The sequence below is a fragment of the Salinicola salarius genome (assembly GCF_002179555.1).
GTDB classification, from domain to species: Bacteria; Pseudomonadota; Gammaproteobacteria; order Pseudomonadales; family Halomonadaceae; genus Salinicola; species Salinicola salarius_A.
In genome coordinates this window covers 21,152-39,039 of record NZ_NHOU01000026.1, presented here as the reverse complement: position 1 = coordinate 39,039, position 17,888 = coordinate 21,152, and the positions used below count along the sequence as shown (strand labels likewise).

Below are 17,888 nucleotides of genomic sequence, written 5' to 3'. Positions count from 1 at the left end.
CTGTTGCCGTTTCATGCACGGCCGCGCCGGAACCAGTTTTTGTGCGGGGCAAGGCGTGAGGAATGTGATTTGGTCGTTCCAAATGAATGACGAAAAATGCAGCACCGTGCAAAAACCGGCCCGGCCCTTCGGGTTGCGCGGCAAATGGCGCCATGCGGCGTTGCGGGATTGGAAAAGGGAACCACCCTTATCGGCATCCCGCGCCTGGCCTGACACCATTTGGCGCAGCAACGCGGTTCGCGCCGAAACGGCAACAGACCCTGGATCATCCCAACTCATAACCGATGGCTGAGAATTGGACTCGATCAATAGCCTGTTTCTTGTGTGTGGGGCACTGATAGCCCTCAGTATTCTGGCCAGCCGGGTGTCGTCCCGGATCGGCGTACCGCTGCTCGTTCTCTTTCTGGGCCTGGGTATGCTCGCCGGGGAGGAAGGTGTACTCGGCCTGCAGTTCGATGATTACTCTCAGGCGTTTCTGATCGGCCACCTGGCGCTGGCGATGATTCTGCTCGACGGCGGCCTTCGCACGCGCTTCCGGACCTTCCGCGTGGGGCTCAGGCCGGCACTGTCGCTGGCCACCATCGGGGTCTTCCTGACCAGCGGTATTCTGGGCCTGCTGGCCATGTGGCTAATGGATCTGACGCTTACCGAAGGCTTGCTGGTGGGGGCGATCGTCGGCTCGACGGACGCCGCAGCGGTCTTCTCCATGCTCAAGGGGCAGGGCGTCAATCTCAATGAGCGCGTGGGGGCAACGCTCGAGATCGAATCCGGTACCAACGACCCGATGGCGATCTTCCTCACCATCACCCTTGCCGAGCTGCTGACGGGTGAGGTCGGCGGCGTATGGGAAACCCTGATGCGCTTCTTCCTGCAGTTCGGGTTGGGATTGGCCGTTGGACTGGGCGGCGGCTGGGTATCGGCCAAGCTGCTGCGTTACCTGGATCTGGCGCCCGGTCTCTATTCGCTATTGGCGCTCGCGCTGGGGTTCTGCATTTTCGGCGCCACCAGCGCTGCTGGCGGCAGCGGCTTCCTGGCCATCTATCTCACCGGTCTGATGATCGGCAACCAGCCCGGTCGCCATCTCACGCACATTCTTCCCGTCCACGACGGGCTGGCCTGGCTGAGCCAGATCGGGCTGTTTCTGGTGCTGGGTCTGCTGGTCACGCCGTCGGAGATGATCGATTACGCGATACCGAGCGCCATCCTGGCCGTGGCGTTGATCGTGCTGGCGCGTCCCGTTGCGGTAATGGCTTCACTGGTGCCGTTTTTCAATTTCCGATGGCGCGAGATCGGTTTCATTTCCTGGGTCGGGCTGCGCGGGGCCGTTCCCATCGTGCTGGCGATCTTCCCGGTCATCAGCGGTGTCGAGAACGCCACGCTCTACTTCAACGTGGCGTTCTTCGTCGTGCTGATCTCGCTGCTGCTGCAGGGTTCGACACTGGCGCGGGTTGCCCGCTGGATGCGGGTGGTGCTGCCGGAAACCACGACGCCCGATCGGCGCGGGCAGCTGGGCGTGCTGCCGGAAAACGACTACGAGATGTTCGTCTACAAGGTCGAGAACGAATCTCTCGATGACGTACCGATTCGCCTGCTTCGCCTGCCATCCGGCACGCTGATCTCGGCGATCTTTCGCCAGCACGCCATGCTGCACCCCAAGGGGAGCACGCGCTTGCGGCTGAGTGACGTGATTTGTCTGATCGGGCGGACCGGCGATCTGCCATCGCTCAACCGGCTGTTCAACGGCGAGGCCAAGCTCAAGCGGGAGCGTGCGTTCTTCGGTACCTTCACGCTGGATGGCGAGGCCCTGATGCAGGAGGTGGCCAACGCCTACGGTTTGACGCTGAGTCCCGGAGAGCAGGAGATGACGCTAGGGGAGTTCGTGGCGCTGCGCGTCGGCGGTCATCCCGTGGTCGGGGACGACGTCGACTGGCATGGGTTCCACTGGGTCGTCAGCGAGATGGAAGGGAATCGCGTCACGCGAGTGGGTCTACGTCTCTATCATTGATCGTCGAAGCGGCTGGGCTTCGCTTCTGAAACAAGGCTACGGGGGCTGCATTAATGGCCCCGTAGCGGCGTCTGGTGTCTGTGTAGTTGTGTAGTCGAAAAAGCGTATTACTCGACGTCTGCATCGTCGGTGGGGTGGTCCAGCCGCTTGCCAGTCTCCCGAGACGTCATGCTGTTCATGCTGTCGGCTCGCTTCTGTGCCTGGGCGGCTTCCGGAAAATGCCCCAGGCTGCCACCCGTGTCGCCATCGTAGACCTCATAGCTGACCTGTTGGGGGTTGCCGGGTAGATGTGTCTTTCTGATCTCGACGAACGGTTCTGCCATGATGGAATCCTCCAGGAAAGACATCGATTTTCAGGTTAGTTGAGACGCCGGCGTTGTACAGCGAATCCATCGGCCGGGTGAGGCGCTTCATGCTATGGGAGGCGCCTCGAGCGAAGTGGAGCGCGGCGGCTTGGGCGAGTGCTTGTGAGTCCACGAGGGCCGCGAAGTTCAATCCGGATCCAGATCCCACTGCAAACCGAACTGAAGGCCATTGATCGCTTCGTCGATGAAGCCACTACCTTGATCGTTGCGGCTATCGTCAGCCAGTTCCAGTGCCATTTGCCTCTGGGGGTCCGGCCAACCCAGGCGCGCCATGCATAGCTGATATTCACGTTCGCCAGCGATCTGGTGCGTCTGACGCTCGCAGGTATTGCTGTCCCGCAGGAAATTCGTGGCTGTCAGCCGCGGCGTCGCCGACACGCAGCCTGCCAATAGAAGAAAAACGACAAAAAAGATTAACGCGCGGTGCATTGGCAACATCATTAGAGACTAGTCGCAGGGTAGCACCGTCCGCCCCCCTATCCGCATCATCAATCAAAAAAACGAATGAAGGATATCTCTGCTTCGATCCCGCGCAGACACCTTCGGCGATCTGAATCACGAAGCGAGGCCCGAGGTGGGCGAGCACCAGTTGAGCAATACGTCATGGCGGGTGATGTGAATGACACGGATGCTATCACTGTCTTCGAACTGCTCGACAAACCGTTCCCAGGCATCGACGGGCTCTCCGTCCCCTCGGCTGATCGTCACCTGATGACGACGATTGGCGTGTGCCACAGAGATGAGCTTTTCCGCCCGGCGTACGAGTCTGGCTTCAGGCGTTGGGAAGAGGATGACCATCGAACGCTCCGAGATGACTGTTCATGCATACAGTATCGGTCAGGAGAGAGGCGAACACAAACGGAACGCTCAACCGAACCGAGCGGGTAGACGCCTTGCACCGCCATATCGAACCAAGCCCGCACGGTCTCCGGTGCTGAAAGCGAACTCAGTGCGGATGGCTCTCCATGTACGACTGGATGGCGGACATGGTGGTCTGCATATCATCGCAGAACGACTGGGACGGCTGGAAATCGGCGCCGCTCGCCAGCTTCTTCATCTCCTCGTCATGGTTGGAAACCCGACCATTCTCGCGCAAGCCCCTCGCCATGCTCGCCAGTTCCTGCTGGGTCTGCTGGGGGTCGTCACTGCTGGCGATGAACGCCTCGATCTGCTGCGTCTGCTCGCCGACATGTTTCATCAAGCTATCTGCCGAGCATTCGAAGTCGGCCGCAGACGCCTGGGTTGACCCGATGATGGCGCCCAGCGCCCCGGCAATGAGAATATTTTTCATGGAATTCAAAACGATACCTGTCTTCTGATGAATGGTATCCACTATGACAGTTTTGGCGGTCGCTCTCTAGCGTGGGCGGCGTTTTGGCTGGGCGATTAGTGAAGCCTGATGGATGTCGATCTACAGAGCGATGTTGAATGAGAGCCTGGCCTGCCTAGATGTCTTCACTAACATAAAGATGGAAAAGGACACATTGTCGTGTGTGTGCCAGTAGCAGAAGAGAAATGGATTGAACAATCCAGAAACGAAAAAAGGCCAGCTAAGTAGCTGACCTTTCTCGAAAAAAAATGGCGGAGGGACAGGGATTCGAACCCTGGGTAGGCTATTAACCTACGCCGGTTTTCAAGACCGGTGCATTCAACCGCTCTGCCATCCCTCCGTCTTACGGCGAGGCATAGTACCAGCTCGGTCGAGAACGTCAATGGGTTCTTTAGCTTTCAATAAGTTATTTCTTTCCCGGGGGCTTCCGTAGCGCTTGTCAGGGGAACTTTGCAAGGGCATTCTGGTCTATGGGTGAGTTTCAATAGAACTGAGGGGACTACAATGGATTATCGAACATCGCACGACGTCGCCGATCGTCGATCGAGCGCGGTCAGCACCAACAAGGTGTTGCGCAACACCTACATGTTGCTGGCCATGACACTGCTGTTCTCCGCCGTGACCGCTGGCGCTGCCGTGGCCATGGGCGTTACGCAACTCAACATCTTCGTATTTTTCATCGGCGCATACGGTCTGATGTTCCTGGTGCACAAGACGGCCAACTCCGGCGCGGGCATTGCGGCAACGTTTGCCTTCACCGGTTTCATGGGCTTCACGCTGGGGCCGATCATCGACCTCTACCTGTCGATTCCCAACGGCGCACAGCTGGTCATGACGGCGATGGGCATGACGGCGGCCACGTTCCTGGGGCTTTCCGCCGTTGCGCTGATCACGCGCAAAGACTTCAGCTTCCTGGGTAACTTCATGATGGCGGGTGCCATCGTGCTGGTACTGGCCATGGTGGCGGCGCTGATCTTCAACATCCCGGGGCTGGCGCTGGCGGTTTCTGCCGGTTTCGTGCTGTTCTCCTCGGCGGCGATCCTGTACCAGACCAGCGAGATCGTGAATCGCGCGGGTGAGACGAACTACATTCTCGCGACCATCACGCTGTATGTGTCGATCTACAACCTGTTCGTGAGCCTGCTGTCGATCCTGGGCGTAATGTCCGACGACTAGCATCCAGCTCGATGGTTCCATCGACGGCATCGAGGCCCCACTACGGTGGGGCCTTGTCGTTTGGTACCATGGCGTTTTGGGATTCACGAAACGGAGCGACCGATTGCCGATGCTGACCTACGCTCTGTTGGTGCATGCCGCGCCTTACAGCCATCAATCCGCGCTCTCGGCGCTTCGTTTCGCGGAAACCGTCGTGGCGAGGGGGCACCGTCTGAAGACGGTCTTCTTCTATCATGACGGGGTCCACAACGCCTCGGCGCTGATGTCACCGCCGCAGGACGAAGTACACCTGGCCGATGGCTGGAAGCGCCTCCACGAAGTACATGGCGCCGAACTTCTGGTGTGCGTGGCGGCGGGGTTGCGTCGGGGCGTGCTGGATACCAGCGAAGCCAGCCGTCACGGCTTGGCTGCGCATAGCGTCGAGCCACCGTTCGAATTGACCGGCGTCGGCCAACTGGTCGATGCCATGCTAGCCAATGATCGACTGATCACCTTTGCGCCATGACGACTTTTTCTGATATGGAAACCGTTTCTGATGTAGAAACCGTGCCGCAGGACCTGCTGATCGTGCTGCGCCATCCGCCACACGGCTCGCAATGGCTTCGCGAGGGGCTCGACGTCGCGCTGGTGGCGGCCGCCTTCGGCCAGCGGGTCGGGCTGTTGTTCCAGGGCGACGGTGTCTACGCGCTGCTGAAAGATCAGCAGGCGGGTGCCTTGGGGCAAAAGGGCACCCACCCGCAGATGGCGATGCTGGAGATGTATGACATCGACATGCTTTGGGTCAGCGAGACGGCGCTCGCCGAGCGGGAGCTTTCGGCCGACGACCTGATGTTGCCGATGGTGCCACTGAATGCCGAGGCGGTGGCCGAGCTCTTCGCGCGCCATCCTCGTACCTTGATCTTCTAGGCCCGGAACGACGCCAATGCTGTTGCATCTGCTCAATCGATCCCCGCAGTCGCTATCCGTCTATCGAGAACTGGGCGAAGCCTTCGGGGCCGACGATCATCTTCTATTGATCGAAGACGCCTGTTATGCGGCGCTACCGTCGGCCAGCGCCGCGCTCGAGCCCTTCGGGGGGCGCGTGTCGGTGCTGGCGGAGGATCTGGCATCCCGGGGGCTGGCCGAGCGGGTCAGCCCGGCCATCGCGGTCGTCGACATGAACGGCTTTCTGTCGCTGACGGAAAGCCATCAACGCTGTGTGAGCTGGTTCTAATGGCAACGACAACTGCAAGAACACTGTTGGTGGAAGGGCAGCCCATCGCGCTGGACCCGGAGGGGTACCTGGTCTCTCTCGACGACTGGTCGGAAAGCGTCGCCGAAGCGCTGGCGGCGGATGACGGTCGTGAGCTGACGCCGGCCCATTGGGAAGTGATCGCGGTATTGCGAGACTTCTACCAGCGCTTCGAGGCCGCACCGGCCATGCGCCCCTTGGTCAAGGCAGTGAAGCAGTCGCTGGGCGAGGAGAAGGGCAGCTCGATCTACTTGATGCAGCTGTTCCCCGAAAGCCCGGCCAAGGTCGGCGCCAGGCTGGCCGGCCTGCCCAAGCCGACCAACTGTCTCTAGCGCCGGTTACCAGACTTCATGAACTTTCTCGCTCACGCCTGGCTTTCGCGCCACGGCAGCGATGAATTCCTTTACGGCAACCTGATCGCCGACGGGGTCAAGGGGGCGGATCTCGAATCGTGGCCGGCAGCGGTCGCGTCTGGCATTCGTCATCACCGTCAGGTCGATGCCGCCATCGATCGGCACGCGGAAGTGTTGCGCCTGCTGCAGATGGCGCCGAAAGCCCAGCGGCGTTTCGCCGGTATCGCGCTGGATGTGGTGTGGGATCATTTTCTCGCCAGCCGTCATCCGGATGCGGCACTGGTGGAACGCTGTTACCGGGTCCTTGGCGAGCGGCAGGCGCCGGCGCGCCTGGAGAGGATGGTGCCAACGCTGATCGACGGCGACTGGCTGCGATGTTATGCCGATTTCGATTTCACCTGTCGCGCCATCGCCGGCATCGGCCAGCGCTTGCGCGGCCCCAACCAGCTCGCCGCGCTGACGCCCTGGCTGCGTGACGAGTACGACAATCTCGAAGCCGCTTTCGTCACGCTATGGCCCGACATGCAGCGCCGGTTCCGTGACTGAACCGACGCTTGCCGCCAGTCTTCAGTATTGAAGCCAGAGACAGTCGACACGATCGCCGGGACGGATATGGCTGTCGGACGGGATCACGGCGAAGGCATTGGTGGCCGCGCAGGAGGTCAGTACCGCCGAACTCTGTTCGGGATAGAGGCTGGCAGTGACTCGCTCTCCCTCGAACGCCAGATTGGCACGCATGTAATGGCGCCGCCCCTGTGTCCGGGTTTCGAACTGCGCTTCGGCGCTGACCACCGGTAGCGACAGCCTGTCGCTGCAGCCCTGCAGTTTGCCCAGCAATGGGCGCAGATAGAGCCAGGCGCCGACATAGCTCGAAACCGGATTGCCGGGCAGGCCGACCAGGCGGGTCCGGCCGATCGTTCCCAGCGCCAGCGGTTTGCCCGGCCGCATTGCCAGGCGCCAGAGCGAGAGCTCGCCCAGCTGCTCAAGAGCCGGCTTGACGTGGTCCTCCTCGCCGACACTGACGCCGCCCGTGGTGACGATGACATCGGCCTTGGCCGCGGCTTCCCGCAGGCGCGCCAGGGTGGTGTCGAAATCGTCGGCCACCTTGATCTGGCTGACGAGATCGCCACCGAAGCGACGAATCAACGTCGCCAGCATCGGCCCGTTGCTGTTGTAGATCTGTCCGCGCGCCAGCGCCTGGCCGGGTTCGACGATCTCGTCGCCGGTGAGCAGCAACGCCACCTTCGGCCGCCGCACGACATCCACCGTCGAGAAACCCTGCCCGGCGAGCAGCCCCAGGGCCGCGGCGCCGAGCCGCGTGCCGGCAGCGAGCAGTGGCTGCCCCGTGACCACGTCCAACCCTCGGCGACGCACGTTCTGGCCGGCCTGCGTGACCGGGACGATCGCGTCGTCGCCGTCCAGCTCGACGTTTTCCTGAATCGCCACGCAATCCGCGCCAGGCGGTATTTCGCTTCCCGTGAAGATTCGGGCGCAGGTGCCGGGCGTCAGTGGCTGCGGCGGCTGGCCGGCGGGAATGCGCTGGGAGACCGGCAAGCGCTTGCCGCTGTCTCCGCTGAACAGCGCATAGCCGTCCATGGCGCTGTTGTCGGCCGGCGGCACATCGATGGCGACCTCTACATCGTCAGCAAGCACGCGATCGTCGGCATCGAGGCAGGCGATTCGCTCGCTTTCCAGGCGCCCGACGCCGTCGAGCAACGCTTCGAGCGCCTGTTCGACACTCTGGAGTGCACTTTTGGGTTGCTCAGCCATGGCCATGCGTCCCCCGCTCGGGAATCACCAGGTTGGCGAAATTGCAGGGGCGATGGCGGCTGTCCAGCTGTTCCTTGAGAATGCGATCCCAGCCGGTGCGGCAGGCGCCGGTCGAACCCGGCAGGCAGAAGATCACGGTGGCATTGGACAGGCCACCCAGGCAGCGGCTCTGGACGGTGGAGCTGCCGATCTCCTCGAACGAGAGCTGACGAAACAGTTCGCCGAAGCCTTCGATACGCTTGTCGAGCAGCGGGGCGATCGCTTCCGGGGTGGAGTCGCGTCCGGTGAAACCCGTGCCGCCCGTCGTCAGCACGACCTGCACGTCGTCATCGGCAATCCATCCGGCGACCACGGCACGAATCCGGTAGACGTCATCCGGCACGATGCACTTCTCGGCCAGCCGATGGCCGGCTGCCTCGAGGGCTTCGACGAGTGTCTGTCCGGAGCGATCGCTGCTCTCGTCACGCGTGTCCGAGATCGTCAGTACCGCGATCGACAGCGGAATCAGGGGCGAGTCGCTCATGAATTCTCCTTGCTGCCGTTGGCCTCGGCCTTGCGAGCCTGGCGTGCTTCCAGCGCGGCGAGCTGCTCGTCGCTGGCCGGGGCCTGATAGTGCATTTTCCACTCGGAATAGGGCATGCCGTAGACATATTCGCGCGCTGTCTCGTAATCCAGTTCGGTGCCGCGCGCTTCGGCCGCGCTGACCAGCCATTTGGACAGGCAGTTACGGCAGAAGTCGGCCAGGATCATCAGATCGATGTTCTGGACATCCTTGTTGTCGTCCAGGTGACGAAGCAGACGGCGAAAGGCGGCGGCTTCGAGTTCGGTGCGGGTCTGGTCGTCGAGGTGATGCATCGGGGCTCCCGTCGTTGCTGAAGATGAAATCGAGGATTAATAACGGTGGAAGAGTCGTCAGTCCGTGTCGCCGGGCGTGCAGACCGAAAGCACCACGGCGTCGTCCTCGCTGGTGGAGACCAGGGCGTGGCCCATGTCGCTGTCAAAGTAGAGCGAGTCACCGGCGACCATCGCCAGCGGCTCGTAGAATTCCGAATACATCAGGATTCTGCCCTCGAGAACCATCAGGAACTCTTCGCCGTCATGGCGAACCCACTCCTGAAACTCCTCGAAGTGCCGAGCGCGCACGATCGTCTTGAACGGGATCATCCGCTTCTGGGCCAGCTGGCACGAGAGAAGCTCGTGCTCGTAGGTCGGGGTCGGGTGCTGCTTGCCATCGCCGCGCGAAGTGAGGTCGCGACGGCCGCTGGACTGCCGTTTGGGCTTGGTGGGCTTGAGCAGTTGCGGCAGGTCGATGCCCAGACCGGTGATCAGTTTCTGAACGGCGGTGAACGTCGGCGAGATCTGGTTGTTCTCGATCTTGGACAGCGTCGAGCGGGCCAGCCCGGTGCGGGCGCTGACGTCGCCCAGCGTCCAATGGTTCGAAAGCCGTATCTCCTTGAGCCGCTCGCCCAGGCGAAGGGGTTCGACGAAGGCTTTGCGACCGGCGGCGATGCGCAGCGCGGCATCCTGATCGTTACTGGCGGCCATGAAACTCTCTGTCAGGAGCGTGGGAAAATCATTGTGCAGCATTGAAGGCCCAAGAATATCACAGCGCGGCGCCCAGGCCCTGCGCCGAAAGCGCTCGGCACGAAGTCAGGCCGAATAGGGATGGCCCAGCAATGCCGTCAGATGGGCTTCGACGCTCAGCGGCAGCGTCTTCAGGTGATAGCCGCCCTCCAGCACCGAGACCAGTTTGCCGCCGGCATGCCGCCGCGCGACATCCATCGCCAGTGTGGTAATCCAGTAGAAGTCATCGTGATCGAGCGCCAGTTGACCCAGCGGGTCGTCTCGGTGGGCATCGAAGCCGCTGGAGAGCAGCACCAGCTGGGGCCGATGCCGATCCAGGGCAGGCAGCCAAGCGGCTTCTACGGCTCTCCTGAAGCCGAGGCTGCCCGTGCCGGCAGCCAGGGGCGTATTGATGATGTTGGGCCATTCGCCCGTCAGGTAGCGCCATGGGTAGAACGCTTCCTGAAAACTGCTGCAGACCAGTATCGAGGAGTCGTCGTGGAAGATGTCCAGCGTGCCGTTGCCCTGGTGAACATCGAAATCGAGGATCGCGATTCGCTCGATGCCGTGAACGGCGCGGGCGTGGGCGGCCGCCACGGCCACGTTGTTATAGAAGCAGAAGCCCATCGCCAGCGCCCGCTCGGCGTGGTGACCGGGCGGACGCATGGCGCAGAAGACGTTGTCGGCACGGTTGCCGCAGACCAGGTCGACACCTCGGATCGCCGCACCGGCACCCAACGCTGCGGCCTCCAGCGAATACGGTCCCATTCGCGTGTCGCTATCGAGCTGCCGAAGGCCGCTTTGCGGTCGGTGTGCGTCCAGCGCGCTGAGGTAGTCTGGGGCATGCACTCGCTCGAGCTGGAGTCGCGTCGCCGGCCCGGGCTCCGACTGCATCGTCTGCTGCAGCAGGCCTCTCAGCATGAGCCTGGCACGTATGGCCTCGAGACGCATGGGAGATTCCGGATGGTGAGAGCCCATGTCATGCAGCACGATGTCGGGATGAGTGAGATACGAAGTGATCATGAGTCTCGCCAGCCGGTTCGAAGTCGCTTCATTCTGGGCGAGAGCGACGTGCCGCGTCACACCGTTGTGCTTCGACTTTGGTCTATGAGGTAAACCTCGGCGGCCTGACCGTGTAGGGTTGAAAACCTCATAGCCAACGTCGTGAGGTCCACCGTGGCCACGCAGTTTCTGCGCCGATTCTTCGCTCCGCGCTCATTGGTGGTGATCGGAGCTTCCCCCAAGCCCGAGTCGACCGGTGGCGTCGTCCTTCAAAACTTGCTTCTGGCAGGGTTTCCCGGCCCGATCTGGGCGGTCAATCCGCGCGGTTACAAGGAGGTTCATGGCGTGGCCTGCTTCCGGCGTATTGCCGACCTTCCCGAGACACCGGATCTTGCCATCGTCTGCTCGCCCTTGCACGGCGTGCCCGAGGTGCTGGAAAAGCTGGGCGCCAGGCAGGTCAGGGCGGCGCTGATCGTGTCGGGCGGGGCGTCGCTCAGCGAGGGCGTCGAGGCGTACGGCGGCGCCAGGGGGGAAGGAACATTGCGGGCGCGGCTGCAAAAGGCGACGCTGCAGTCCGGCATGCGGGTGCTGGGGCCAGAGTGTCTCGGCGTCGCGGTTCCTTCCATGCGGCTCAACGCGACCTACGCCAGTCAGCCGATCCGCGATGGCAGCGTCGCCTACCTGGGTCAGTCGGGCATGCTGGGCAACGCAATGATCGACTGGGCCGCCGGTCGTGAGGTCGGTTTTTCTCATCTGGTGACGCTGGGCGATAGCCTCGACGTCCAGTTGCCGGACGTCATCGACTACCTGAATCAATCCGGACGCTGCCGGGCGCTGCTGCTGCATCTGGAGGCGTTCCGCAATGCGCGCCACTTCATGACGGCGCTGCGCGAATCGTCGCGCAACCGGCTGGTGCTGGCGATCAAGAGCGGGCGCACCGCCGAGGCGACGCTGAGCCCGGTTGCGCCGACTGCCGGCATCGATCGTCGTGACGCCATCGTCGATGCCGCGCTGGCTCGTGCCGGGGTCGTGCGCGTCGACGACTCCGACGAACTGTTCGATGCCCTGGAAACGCTGTCGCGATTCAGGCCGCCGAAGGGGGACCGTCTGGCGATCGTCTCCAATGGCGTTGGCCCGGCGCTGCTGGCGATCGACAAGTTGATCGATGGCGGCGGTCTGCTGGCCGAACTCAGCGAGGCATCCGCCCAGGCACTGATCACGCAGAAGCTGGACGTCAGCCGCCCGGGGCGCAATCCGGTCGATCTGGGCGGCAGTGCCACGCCGGAAGATTATCTGAGTGCGCTGGAGATCGTGACGCGCGACCCTGATGTCGATGCGGTGCTGGTCTTGCACGCGCCGACACGACTGGCGCCATCCCTGGCGACCGCCAATGCGCTGGTCGAGGCGCGCCAGCGCTTCCGGCATCGCCTGCTGGTGAGCTGGATGGGGTTGAAGGAGGCGCTGGATGCCCGTGCGGCCTGCAACCGCGCCGGCATTCCCAGCTACGTGTCACCGGAGAAGGCCGTCAGAGCCTTCCTGCACCTGGTGCGCTATCGCCAGGTCCAGAACCTGCTGCAGGAAACGCCGCCATCGCTGCCGTTCGACTCCAGCGCCGAGATGCGCCAGCGCTGTCACGCGCTCATCAACGACGCTTTGGCACGCCAGCGGGATCGGTTGACCCACCAGGAAGCCGGTGACGTGCTGGGGGCCTACGGTATCGAATGTGCCCCCAGCGAGTACGTGTTCGATCTGGAGCAGGCGGAGCGGGCCACCGAACGGCTGCAGGGGCCATGGGCGGTCAAGGTCGTCCATCGTGACAACTGCGAGCCGTTTCGCTATGGCGGGGAATCGCGTCGGCAGGCTGCCTCGCTGATTCAGGATCTGGAGCAGCCCGGCAGCGTGGTGGATGCGGTCGTCCGTCTGGAGGCACGTGTCAGCGAAGCGCTGCCGGACAGCCCCATTTACAGCTACTGTCTCCAGACCATGCAGCGCGGCAAGGGCTCGCTGCAGTTGTGTGCCGGCATTACGCGGGATGCGGAGTTCGGCCCGGTCATCGTCTTCGGCACCGGGGGCTACAAGATCGATGTCATGGCGGATCGACAGACGGCGCTGCCGCCGCTCAACATGCGGCTGGCGGAAGAGCTCATCGACCGTACGCGGGCAGGCCGATTGATTCGCGAGCACAGCGACGATCCCCGGGAAGCGATCGCCTGGGTCTCTCGCCTGCTGGTCAAACTGTCTCAGATGGCCTCCGACCTGCCGCGCCTCAAGGGGCTCGAGATCAATCCGCTGTTGCTCAATCACGAGGGCCTGCTGGCGGTCGATTTCGCGCTGGATCTGGGGGCGGCATCGATACAGGCGATCATGCCGTACCCGGAACAGCTAAGAGAAACGGTGATGCTGGCGGGAATGGACGTCGAAATTCGTCCGATTCGAGGTGAGGACGCGCCGCTGATTACCCGTTTTCATACCTTCCTGTCCGAGCAGAGCATTCGTTACCGCTACTTCCACCACAAGGCGGTGCTGTCGACGCGGGATCTCGCCCAGCTGAGCCAGATCAACTACGACCGCCAGATGGCGTTCATCGCGGTTCGTCGGCGTGAAGAGCTGGCGGATGCGGAGGCCAGCGACAGTGGGCCAACCGGCGAAGAGATGCTGGGCGTGGTGCGGGTGTGGAACGATCCCGACAACATTCGTACCGAATTCTCGATCATCATCCGTGATGATTTCCACGGTATCGGTCTCGGACGTCGTCTGATGCGCAAGATGATCGATTACAGCCGTCAGGTGGGGACGCTTGCCATGGTGGGAACTGTCATGAACGACAACCTGCCGATGCGACACCTGTTGGCGAGTCTGGGGTTCGAGCTGCGCACGAATATCGAAGAGGGTGTGCTCGAAGCCACGCTACGGCTGAATGATCCGCAGAGCGATTGGCAGCGCCACCGCCTGGAGGCGGCACTGGACTGACGACACGGGAAGATTTAATCGCTGAGGGAGAAGGTAGAAAGCGGCAATAAGTTGAACGACCATTCAATTATAGGATATTGTCGTTTGAAGGGTTATTGATAAAACCGTATGATACGAAACCTAATAACACTAACAGATACCGTTCGACACGCGCGTTAACCGCTACGTGAAGAGCTTCTTCTGCTTTGCCAACCTAGGCCTGACATGACCGACACACAGCAAACCAAGATTCAAGTGCGAAACTTGAGCAAGGTGTTCGGCGACGACACCAAGAAAGCGCTCAAGCTACGTGACGAGGGTCTCAATCGCGCCCAGATCCTCGAAAAGACCGGGCAGACGCTCGGACTCTCCAACATCAATTTCGACGTTCGGGAAGGCGAGCTTCTCGTCATCATGGGCCTCTCCGGCTCAGGCAAGTCGACCTTGATTCGTTGTCTTAACCGCCTGATCGAACCCACCGAGGGTGACATCATCATCGGTGGGGAGAACATTCCACAGCTGAGCGACAAGGCGCTTCTGCACTGTCGTCGTCGACACTTCTCGATGGTGTTCCAGAATTTCGCCCTGTTCCCGCATCGCACGGTGCAAATGAACGCCGAATATGGGCTCGAGATTCGCGGCATCGACAAGGCCGAACGGGCCGAGAAGGCCAGGAATTCCCTCAAACAGGTGGGTCTCGAGGGTTGGGAGAATGCCTATCCCAACCAGCTGTCCGGCGGGATGCAGCAGCGTGTCGGCCTGGCTCGTGCGCTGGCCAACGATTCCAGCGTGCTGTTGATGGACGAGGCCTTCTCCGCCCTCGACCCGCTGATCCGACGCGACATGCAGCAGGAGCTGATCGAGCTGCAGCATCGGATGAAGAAGACCACCATCTTCATCACCCACGATCTCGATGAAGCGCTCAATATCGGTGATCGCATCATTCTGCTTCGTGATGGCGAGATCGTGCAGATCGGCACGCCGGAAGAAGTGCTGACACGTCCTGCCGACGACTATGTCGCTCGCTTCACCGAGGGTGTCGATCGCTCTCGCGTGGTGACGGCACGTCGCGTCATGCGCCCGGTTCGCGCCACGGCCCGCCACGACGACGGCCCGCGCACCGTACTGCGCAAGATGAGCGAGAATGCGCTGGATTCGATCTACGTCGTCGATCGCGAGCGCAAACTGCTGGGAATCCTGGAGGCCGATAGCCTCGATGAGGCGGCGAAGGCCGGCAAGGATTCGATCCAGGAACTGCTAGTGACCGACTTCCCTCGTATTGGACCGGACGAGCCGCTGGCAACGCTGTACCCCATGTTCCAGGGAAAGAGCATCCCCGTGGCGGTCATCGATGACCAACAGCGGCTGCTCGGCGTGGTGGTCAAGGGTGCCGTACTCGAACAACTGGCGCAGACGGGAGAAGAATGATGGATTTCGATATTCCAAGAATTCCGCTGGGCGATTGGATCGAGGGCGGACTGGATTTTCTGACTACCGAGTTTTCCGGCGTCACCCGGGCGATTTCCCGCGGTACGCAGACCGGCATCAATCTGCTCAACGATGGGTTGATGTGGCTGCCTGAATGGGCGCTGATCGCCGCCGTGGTGCTGTTGTGCTGGAAAGTCAGTGGGCGGCGTCTGGCCATCGGGGCGCTGATCGGCCTGGCGCTGATCTGGAACCTCGGCCTGTGGAATCCGATGATCCAGACTCTGACGCTGGTGGTCATCGCCACGCTGGTGGCCATCGTGATCGCCTTGCCGCTGGGGATTCTGGCTGCGGTGTCCGATCGCTTCTACAAGGTGATCATGCCGATCCTGGACTTCATGCAGACGATGCCTGCCTTCGTCTATCTGATTCCGGCAATTCCGTTTTTCGGTATCGGCTCGGTATCCGGCATCTTCGCCACGGTGATCTTCTCGATGCCGCCGGCCATCCGCTTCACCACGCTGGGGATCCGGCAGGTGCCGAAGGACCTGATCGAAGCGGCCGACGCCTACGGCTCGACGCGCAGCCAGAAGCTGATCAAGGTTCAGCTGCCGCTGTCCCTGCCGACCCTGATGGGCGGTATCAACCAGACCATCATGCTGGCACTGTCGATGGTCGTCATCGCGGCGATGATCGGCGCCAACGGCCTGGGCAGCGAAGTCTGGCGGGCCATTCAGCGGTTGCGTCCGGGTGAAGGCTTCGAGGCCGGTATCGCTGTCGTCATCATGGCTATGCTTCTGGACCGGCTGACGCAGTCGCTCAGCGGTGGCAAGAAGACGAAGTAGCACGAGAAAGCCAAGAAGAATCTGTTGCTGTCGGCACTCTGGTCGGCAGCATGGATTGCGGTATGTAAACCATAAGAAGGGGAAAGTCGATGACACGCAACGCAATGTCACAAGCCGTTCGCTATGGCGCCTTGATGATGGCTGCCGGCATCAGCATGACCGCCGGTGTCGCTCAGGCGCAGGACAGCAAGGGAACCGTCAAGCTGGCCTACGTCGAATGGGCCTCGGAAGTCGCTTCCACCAACGTGATCCGCGCCGTGCTCGAAGAGCAGGGGTATGACGTCGAAATGAACTCGCTGGGCGCCGCCGTCATGTGGCAGGCCGTAGGCACCGGGGATGCCGATGCCATGGTTGCTGCCTGGCTGCCGACGACACACGGCGACTACCTCGAGCAGGTTCAGGACGAGGTTGAGGATCTCGGGCCGAACCTGGAGGGGACCAAGCTAGGCCTGGTCGTGCCGGCTTATACCGATATCGACTCCATCGAACAGCTCAACGACCACGCCGATGAGTTCGACGACAAGATCGTGGGTATCGATCCGGGAGCAGGCTTGATGGCGCAGGCCGAAAATGCCATCGACGAGTACGGCATCGATAACCTGCAGCTGCAGTCGAGCAGCGGTGCTGCCATGACGTCCTCGCTGGCCAGCGCGATCCAGAACGAGGAAGACATCGTGGTGACTGGCTGGACGCCGCACTGGATGTTCGCCCGCTGGGACCTCAAGTATCTCGATGACCCGAAAAAGTCGTTCGGGGAAGCCGAGCACATCAATACGGTCGTGCACAATGGGCTCGAGGAGAGGATGCCGGAAGCCTACGCCATCCTCGACAATTTCCACTGGACGCCGGATCAGATGGGCGAAGTCATGCTCATGAACCAGGAAGAGGGTTCGGATCCGTACGAGAACGCCAAGAAGTGGGTCGACGAGCATCCTGATGTCGTCGCTGAGTGGACCGACGGCATTGCCGAATAACCTGGCCCGCCATCAGTCCCCACGAAGCGCCCGGTCGTCAGACCGGGCGTTTTGCGTTGGCGATCGGCTATCTTCTATCTTCTATCGGCTATCTTCTATCGGCTATCGAAACCGGGATAGCAGGCCGACGTCGGCAATTCAGGGCGCCAGACGGGTGCGATGCCACTCCTGCGTCTGGAGGTCTCGACGCGTGTAGCGCACACGGTCGTGCAGTCGGCTGCGCTGGCCCTGCCAGAACTCGATCGCATGGGCGACGAGACAGTATCCCCCCCAGTGCGGCGGTCTTTCCACGGACTGGTTCGCGTAAACCTGCTCGAAGCGCGACAACCGTTCCTGCATCCAGTCCCGATTGGGGATTTCGACGCTCTGCTGAGACACCCAGGCTGCCAGCTGACTCTTGCGAGGCCGGCTGGAGAAGTAATCGTCCGACTGCTTGGCATCGACCTTTTCGACACTGCCCTCGACACGAACCTGGCGCTGCAGTCCCGGCCACCAGAACACGAGGGCGGCATTGGGAACATGGGCGAGCTCGTTGCCTTTCTGACTCTGATAATTGGTATAAAAGCGAAAACCCTGCGCGTCGAACCCCTTCAACAGCACGATGCGGGCGTGGGGATGCCCTTCGCTGTCCACCGTTGCCAGTGTCATGGCGTTGGCATCCGCCCCTTCGCTCTCGGTCGCCTGCTTCAGCCAGTCTTCGAACAAGGGGAGCGGTGTATCGGGGGTGTTTTCCGGCGCCAGGGCTTCGCCTTCGTAGTCCCGTCGCATACCGGCGAGGTCGCTCATCTGTGATTCTCCGTGCAGCGATGTGAGTTGGTGATCATTGTAGCCTGACCGGCTGGTGGATGATGCTTGCCTGCCTTAGTCATTAGCCTAGGGCTGTTTGGCATCCCAGCGCGA

At 61.8% G+C, this 17,888-nt stretch carries 22 protein-coding genes and 1 tRNA gene; 12 read left to right on the top strand and 11 right to left on the bottom strand.

From position 1 onward, the window contains the following. On the top strand, positions 1-292 hold a 292-nt coding region (locus CCD76_RS20210), incomplete at its 5' end, for a hypothetical protein (RefSeq protein WP_218777052.1). 3 nt (positions 293-295) lie between these two features. Then, on the top strand, positions 296-2,005 hold the full coding sequence (locus CCD76_RS15615; protein WP_087720370.1) for a potassium/proton antiporter: 1,710 nt from the start codon (positions 296-298) through the stop codon (positions 2,003-2,005). A gap of 107 nt (positions 2,006-2,112) precedes the next feature. On the opposite strand, the gene CCD76_RS15610 is transcribed toward CCD76_RS15615, so the two are convergent. The 5 genes from CCD76_RS15610 to CCD76_RS15590 all read right to left on the bottom strand — a co-directional run bounded on the left by CCD76_RS15610 (position 2,113) and on the right by CCD76_RS15590 (position 4,040). Further along, positions 2,113-2,328, bottom strand: coding sequence for a hypothetical protein (locus tag CCD76_RS15610; RefSeq protein WP_139284269.1), 216 nt, complete (start codon positions 2,326-2,328; stop codon positions 2,113-2,115). A 168-nt stretch (positions 2,329-2,496) separates the two neighbouring features. Next, entirely contained in the window at positions 2,497-2,811 is a 315-nt protein-coding gene (locus tag CCD76_RS15605) for a hypothetical protein (protein WP_143543303.1), read from the bottom strand. Between the two features lie 114 nt (positions 2,812-2,925). Then, positions 2,926-3,168 carry a DUF1654 domain-containing protein gene (locus CCD76_RS15600; protein WP_087720369.1) on the bottom strand — a complete coding sequence of 81 codons (243 nt, stop codon included), beginning with the start codon at positions 3,166-3,168 and terminating at the stop codon, positions 2,926-2,928. 148 nt (positions 3,169-3,316) lie between these two features. Beyond that, on the bottom strand, positions 3,317-3,661 hold the full coding sequence (locus tag CCD76_RS15595) for a hypothetical protein (protein WP_087720368.1): 345 nt from the start codon (positions 3,659-3,661) through the stop codon (positions 3,317-3,319). A gap of 288 nt (positions 3,662-3,949) precedes the next feature. After that, positions 3,950-4,040, bottom strand: a tRNA-Ser gene (locus tag CCD76_RS15590). 164 nt (positions 4,041-4,204) lie between these two features. Between CCD76_RS15590 and CCD76_RS15585 the strand changes: the two genes are divergently transcribed. From CCD76_RS15585 to CCD76_RS15560, 6 genes are all read left to right on the top strand, one after another. Then, the gene (locus CCD76_RS15585; RefSeq protein WP_087720367.1) at positions 4,205-4,876 is read left to right on the top strand and encodes a Bax inhibitor-1/YccA family protein; all 672 of its coding nucleotides are present in this window, start codon (positions 4,205-4,207) and stop codon (positions 4,874-4,876) included. A 112-nt stretch (positions 4,877-4,988) separates the two neighbouring features. Further along, positions 4,989-5,381: a sulfurtransferase complex subunit TusD gene (gene tusD / locus CCD76_RS15580; protein ID WP_087720375.1), complete on the top strand. Its 393-nt coding sequence runs from the start codon at positions 4,989-4,991 to the stop codon at positions 5,379-5,381. Between the two features lie 14 nt (positions 5,382-5,395). Then, complete coding sequence (tusC, locus tag CCD76_RS15575) at positions 5,396-5,782, top strand: sulfurtransferase complex subunit TusC (protein ID WP_087720374.1); 387 nt, start codon at positions 5,396-5,398, stop codon at positions 5,780-5,782. A 16-nt stretch (positions 5,783-5,798) separates the two neighbouring features. Continuing rightward, on the top strand, positions 5,799-6,089 hold the full coding sequence (gene tusB / locus CCD76_RS15570; protein WP_087720366.1) for a sulfurtransferase complex subunit TusB: 291 nt from the start codon (positions 5,799-5,801) through the stop codon (positions 6,087-6,089). Then, positions 6,089-6,439, top strand: a complete 351-nt coding sequence (locus CCD76_RS15565) for a TusE/DsrC/DsvC family sulfur relay protein (protein WP_087720365.1) — start codon at positions 6,089-6,091, stop codon at positions 6,437-6,439. Before tusB ends, CCD76_RS15565 begins: the two co-directional genes overlap by 1 nt. A gap of 18 nt (positions 6,440-6,457) precedes the next feature. Then, the gene (locus tag CCD76_RS15560) at positions 6,458-7,006 is read left to right on the top strand and encodes an acyl carrier protein phosphodiesterase (protein ID WP_087720364.1); all 549 of its coding nucleotides are present in this window, start codon (positions 6,458-6,460) and stop codon (positions 7,004-7,006) included. 21 nt (positions 7,007-7,027) lie between these two features. Here the strand turns inward: CCD76_RS15560 and CCD76_RS15555 are convergent, their stop codons facing one another. The 5 genes from CCD76_RS15555 to CCD76_RS15535 form a co-directional block, all read right to left on the bottom strand. Next, complete coding sequence (locus CCD76_RS15555; protein WP_087720373.1) at positions 7,028-8,230, bottom strand: molybdopterin molybdotransferase MoeA; 1,203 nt, start codon at positions 8,228-8,230, stop codon at positions 7,028-7,030. Next, complete coding sequence (moaB, locus tag CCD76_RS15550) at positions 8,223-8,753, bottom strand: molybdenum cofactor biosynthesis protein B (RefSeq protein ID WP_087720363.1); 531 nt, start codon at positions 8,751-8,753, stop codon at positions 8,223-8,225. Before moaB ends, CCD76_RS15555 begins: the two co-directional genes overlap by 8 nt. Beyond that, positions 8,750-9,085 (bottom strand): DUF1244 domain-containing protein, encoded by a 336-nt coding sequence (locus CCD76_RS15545; protein ID WP_087720362.1) that lies wholly within the window; start codon positions 9,083-9,085, stop codon positions 8,750-8,752. The genes moaB and CCD76_RS15545 overlap by 4 nt, the downstream gene beginning before the upstream one ends. 57 nt (positions 9,086-9,142) lie before the next feature. Beyond that, the gene (locus tag CCD76_RS15540; RefSeq protein ID WP_087720361.1) at positions 9,143-9,775 is read right to left on the bottom strand and encodes a helix-turn-helix domain-containing protein; all 633 of its coding nucleotides are present in this window, start codon (positions 9,773-9,775) and stop codon (positions 9,143-9,145) included. Positions 9,776-9,880: 105 nt separating this feature from the next. Continuing rightward, a complete protein-coding gene (locus tag CCD76_RS15535; RefSeq protein WP_087720360.1) occupies positions 9,881-10,816 on the bottom strand; it encodes a histone deacetylase family protein in 936 nt (311 codons plus the stop codon). A 153-nt stretch (positions 10,817-10,969) separates the two neighbouring features. Between CCD76_RS15535 and CCD76_RS15530 the strand changes: the two genes are divergently transcribed. From CCD76_RS15530 to CCD76_RS15515, 4 genes are all read left to right on the top strand, one after another. Next, positions 10,970-13,765: a bifunctional acetate--CoA ligase family protein/GNAT family N-acetyltransferase gene (locus CCD76_RS15530; protein WP_087720359.1), complete on the top strand. Its 2,796-nt coding sequence runs from the start codon at positions 10,970-10,972 to the stop codon at positions 13,763-13,765. A 204-nt stretch (positions 13,766-13,969) separates the two neighbouring features. Further along, on the top strand, positions 13,970-15,172 hold the full coding sequence (locus tag CCD76_RS15525) for a quaternary amine ABC transporter ATP-binding protein (protein WP_087720358.1): 1,203 nt from the start codon (positions 13,970-13,972) through the stop codon (positions 15,170-15,172). Beyond that, positions 15,172-16,014 carry an ABC transporter permease gene (locus CCD76_RS15520; protein WP_087720357.1) on the top strand — a complete coding sequence of 281 codons (843 nt, stop codon included), beginning with the start codon at positions 15,172-15,174 and terminating at the stop codon, positions 16,012-16,014. The genes CCD76_RS15525 and CCD76_RS15520 overlap by 1 nt, the downstream gene beginning before the upstream one ends. A gap of 89 nt (positions 16,015-16,103) precedes the next feature. Further along, the gene (locus tag CCD76_RS15515) at positions 16,104-16,988 is read left to right on the top strand and encodes a glycine betaine ABC transporter substrate-binding protein (protein WP_087720356.1); all 885 of its coding nucleotides are present in this window, start codon (positions 16,104-16,106) and stop codon (positions 16,986-16,988) included. Between the two features lie 138 nt (positions 16,989-17,126). Here CCD76_RS15515 and pdxH read toward each other — a convergent pair whose 3' ends face one another. Then, entirely contained in the window at positions 17,127-17,774 is a 648-nt protein-coding gene (gene pdxH, locus CCD76_RS15510) for a pyridoxamine 5'-phosphate oxidase (RefSeq protein WP_087720355.1), read from the bottom strand. Positions 17,775-17,888 lie beyond the last annotated feature (114 nt).